Source organism: Streptomyces sp. ATLC9, assembly GCF_057196705.1.
In genome coordinates, this window is the sequence record NZ_JBXUOY010000386.1 from 1 (window position 1) to 3,926 (window position 3,926).

Annotated in this window: 3 protein-coding genes and 2 pseudogenes; 3 read left to right on the forward strand and 2 right to left on the reverse strand. The window is 72.6% G+C overall.

Annotation, left to right across the window (positions count from 1 at the left end; all coding sequences use genetic code 11):
• Window positions 1–515, forward strand: a pseudogene (locus AC2CJA_RS25120) (hypothetical protein); the annotation flags it as partial.
• An 81-nt stretch (window positions 516–596) separates the two neighbouring features.
• Here AC2CJA_RS25120 and AC2CJA_RS25125 read toward each other — a convergent pair.
• Window positions 597–1,928, reverse strand: coding sequence for an ABC transporter substrate-binding protein (locus AC2CJA_RS25125; protein ID WP_484604964.1), 1,332 nt, complete (start codon window positions 1,926–1,928; stop codon window positions 597–599).
• Between the two features lie 232 nt (window positions 1,929–2,160).
• On the opposite strand from AC2CJA_RS25125, the gene AC2CJA_RS25130 reads away from it, so the two are divergent.
• Both AC2CJA_RS25130 and purU read left to right on the forward strand, forming a co-directional pair.
• Window positions 2,161–2,598, forward strand: a complete 438-nt coding sequence (locus AC2CJA_RS25130) for an SCO4402 family protein (protein WP_484604965.1) — start codon at window positions 2,161–2,163, stop codon at window positions 2,596–2,598.
• A gap of 75 nt (window positions 2,599–2,673) precedes the next feature.
• On the forward strand, window positions 2,674–3,576 hold the full coding sequence (gene purU, locus AC2CJA_RS25135; protein WP_484604966.1) for a formyltetrahydrofolate deformylase: 903 nt from the start codon (window positions 2,674–2,676) through the stop codon (window positions 3,574–3,576).
• Window positions 3,577–3,628: 52 nt separating this feature from the next.
• On the opposite strand, the pseudogene AC2CJA_RS25140 reads toward purU, so the two are convergent.
• Window positions 3,629–3,926, reverse strand: a pseudogene (locus AC2CJA_RS25140) (MDMPI N domain containing protein); the annotation flags it as partial.

Here is a 3,926-nt window from a genome sequence, read left to right on the forward strand (position 1 = left end):
CGCAGGGGGAGACGTCGGCCCCCGCGGAGCCCGAGCGGTCGCCGTCCTCCTCGGCCGATCCGGCGCGGGCCCAGGCCGAGGAGCTGGACAAGCTGCTCGCGGACAGCAACAGCAGCCGCAACGCGGTCATCCGGTCGGTCGAGAACATCAAGAAGTGCGAGAACCTGGACCAGGCCGCCACCGACCTGCGCGACGCCGCCCGGCAGCGCAACGGCCTGGTCACCAGACTCGGCGAGATCGAGATCGGCGCACTGCCCCGGCACCGGGAGCTGGCCGACGCCCTCACGGAGGCGTGGAAGGCATCGGCCGCCGCGGACAACCACTACGCCGCGTGGGCCGACCAGGCCGCGGGCGGGAAGGGGTGCCGGAAGGGGAGGGCCCGGACGACCGACCGGACCGCCCAGGGCAACAGGGCCAGCGGCGACGCCACGGCGGCCAAGAAGAAGGCGGCCGGACTGTGGAATCCGACCGCCCGCCAGTACGGCCTGCCCGAGAGACAGTTCAGCCAGCTCTGAGCGCGGGCCCGGCACCCGGCCCGAGCTCTCGCCCCGGCCTCCGCCCCGGCCGCCGGAGCCGTGCCGTGCGCGTGCCGTGCCTCAGCTGTCGCCCGGCACGGTCTCCAGGGTGTCGCGCACATCGACGAAGCCCTTGCGGGCCGGCGCCAGCGTCCCCTTCCTGACCTGCTGGAAGGTCACCATCGCGTTGACCAGACGCGGATGGTCGCGTACGGCCAGCATGTCTTCGTAGCGCCAGCTCAACTGCGGTGTCAGGCCTTCGGTGTCCACCGGCGGCATGGTCTCCAGGGCGCGCCGGACGGTTGCGGCGGTGACGGTCCCCTCGGTGTGCTCCAGCGCGGACCGCAGCACGGTGTACGCGATCCAGGTCGTCTGGACGCCGGGGTCGGCGGCGTCGATCCGGTTGTCGCCGAAGGCGTGCTCGCGGATGACGCTCTTCATCCCCGCCCAGCGCGGATCGGAGGAGACCGGATACCAGCCGGTGGCGTAGGCGCCCTCCCACTGGCTGTCCGGGCCGCCCGTCCGGTCCACGAGCGACTGCTGGACGCTGCCGAGCACCGAGGCGATACGCACCCCGGGGCCGCCCTCGCGCAGCCGCCGGAAGGAGTCGAAGAAGGTGTCGGTACGGCCGCCGAGCACGGCGGTGACACAGGCCTCCTCCGCTCCGCCGACCTGGGCGCCGCCCGCACCGGCGGTCCGTGCGCCGCCCCCGTTCTCGGCCAGGCCCACCCCGGCCAGGGCGCGCCTGGCGTGCTCGGCGTAGGCGGAGGCGTCCTCCGGGGCGCGGATGTCGGCCGCCGGGCCCCCGCCACCGGCGGTGGCCAGGCCGGCGTTGAGCAGCCGGGGGAGCTGGTCGCCCGAGACGGTGTCGGGACGTACGAGCGAGATCCGCTCGCAGTGGTCGGCGAGCTGGTGGCCGCTCCCGGCGAGCAGGGTGGCCTGGCCCCCGTTGACCGGATACGACAGCGGGCTGGTGAACTCCTCGTCCGTCACCCCGTAGCCGCCGAGGTAGGGGATGCCGGCCGACTCCAGGGCCGTCATGAACGTGCGGCCGTGCTGGCTGTACGAGCCGACGACCGCGACGACGTTCTCGGTGCGGGCGCGGTCGGCGCACCGGGCGGCGCCCACCGAGGTGTTGTGATCGTTGCAGGTGAGAACACGGAGTGTCCGCCCGTTGACGCCCCCGGTGGCGTTCACCCAGCGCGCATATGCCTGTGCCATGGCCGGCATGCCGGGCATGTTGGTGGCCTCGGTCCCCTCCGGGGCCCAAGTCATCACGGTCACGGCGCTCTCGTCGGCCCTCGCGTCACCGGGGAGCATGCCGCAGCCGGTGAGCAGTGAGGCGCAGACCCCCGTGGTGGCGGCGAGAGCGGTCATGGTCCTAGCGGAACGTTTGCGACGCCATGCGGTCATGACTCCGAACGATTCCGCCGCGGCTGTAACGGGCGAGTGATGAACAGCCAACGCGGAGCAACGGAGGGGTGAACAGGCAGGGGGTGCGCGAATCCGCCCGGTGCGGAACGTACGATCGACGACCGTGCAGGCACAACAGGGCGAAGCAGAGCAGGACCGGCAGGGGCAGCATGGGCAGGAGCGCCAGGACAGGCCTTCCCGCCGTGGCGGTCGTTCGAGCACCATGGACGGCATGCCGCCCAAAGACATGCCCTGGTGGCGCTGGCGCAGCAATGTGCGCTCGGCGCTGCACATGCTCTCCGACCCCGTCTTCCAGCGGGAGTGCTGGCTGGCGGGCCTGCCCGGGTACGGCGACGTCACGGACGCCGTCTACCGCCTGGTCGAGGACACCTGGCTGGACAACTGGTCCGCGGACAAGTACATCGGCACGGTCTTCCGCGACGCCCAGGAGTCCGCGCTGGTCGACGTCGCGGTGCTGCGCGTCCTGCGGATCATGCACCAGGTCGGGGCGGACGCCCCGGTGGCGGCCTATCTGGAGCACCCGGGCTGGCCGGAGGCCGTCCACGCGGCGCGCGACGCCCATGTGCTGCTCTCCGCCAACGACGGAGAGGACCCGGACCGGCCGCCCCGGTCGCTGGACGTGCTGGCGGCCGTGCTGCGGACCGCCTGACCCGGGATCCCGGTCCCGTTCCCGGCCGGCGGGACCGGTCACGGCGCCCGGCCGGGATGTGCCACGCTTGTGCGCATGAGCGAGCCGCAGCCCACCGCAGCGCCCGAGAGGCATGAGCAGCCCGAGCAGCCCGAGCAGTACGTCCTGACGTTGTCGTGCCCGGACAAACAGGGCATCGTGCACGCCGTCTCCAGCTACCTGTTCATGACCGGCTGCAACATCGAGGACAGCCGGCAGTTCGGCGACCACGACACCGGGCTGTTCTTCATGCGGGTGCACTTCAGCGCGGACGCCCCGGTGACCGTGGAGAAGCTGCGGGCGAGTTTCGCGGCGGTGGGCGACTCCTTCCGGATGGACTGGCAGATCCACCGCGCCGACGAGCGGATGCGGGTCGTCCTCATGGTCAGCAGGTTCGGCCACTGCCTGAACGACCTGCTGTTCCGCACGCGCATCGGCGCGCTGCCGACCGAGGTCGTGGCCGTGGTCTCCAACCACACCGACTTCGAGGAGCTGGTCTCCTCCTACGGCATCCCCTTCCACCACATCCCGGTCACCAGGGAGACCAAGCCGGAGGCGGAGGCACGGCTGCTGGAGATCATCCGCGAGGAGGACGCGGAACTGGTGGTGCTGGCCCGCTACATGCAGGTGATCTCGGACGATCTGTGCAGGGAGCTGCCGGGCCGGATCATCAACATCCACCACTCCTTCCTGCCGAGCTTCAAGGGTGCCAAGCCCTACCACCAGGCCCACGCCCGGGGTGTGAAGCTGATCGGCGCCACGGCGCACTACGTCACCGCCGAGCTGGACGAGGGCCCGATCATCGAGCAGGAGGTGGAGCGCGTCGGGCACGAGCTCACCCCCGAGCAGCTCGTGGCGGTCGGCCGGGATGTGGAGTGCCAGGCGCTGGCCCGCGCGGTGAAGTGGCACAGCGAGCACCGCGTACTGCTCAACGGCCACCGCACGGTCGTCTTCGCCTGACGGGACCCCCGCGACCGCGCGCCCCCGGCCGGAGCCCGACCGCACACGGGGGTCACATCCGCGAGAGCGAGGCCACGGCCCACAGGACGTCGCGGACGTCCTCCTCCTCGCCCTCCCGGCCCGCTGCCGCCTCCCGCGGCGGCACGTGGCCCGCGGCCAGCCGGCAGAACTCCGCGTCCTCCAGCGCGATACGGGCCACCGTGTGCTCCGGGGAGGCGAGGGCGGCCGGGGAGTCCAGGGGGATGTACCAGTCGCCGCCGCCCGTACCCCCGATCTCCAGGTGGAGGGTGCGGCCCGGCGCACCCGCCGCCGTCAGCCGGCGCGGCGGGGCGGCCAGCCCGGCGCGGCGC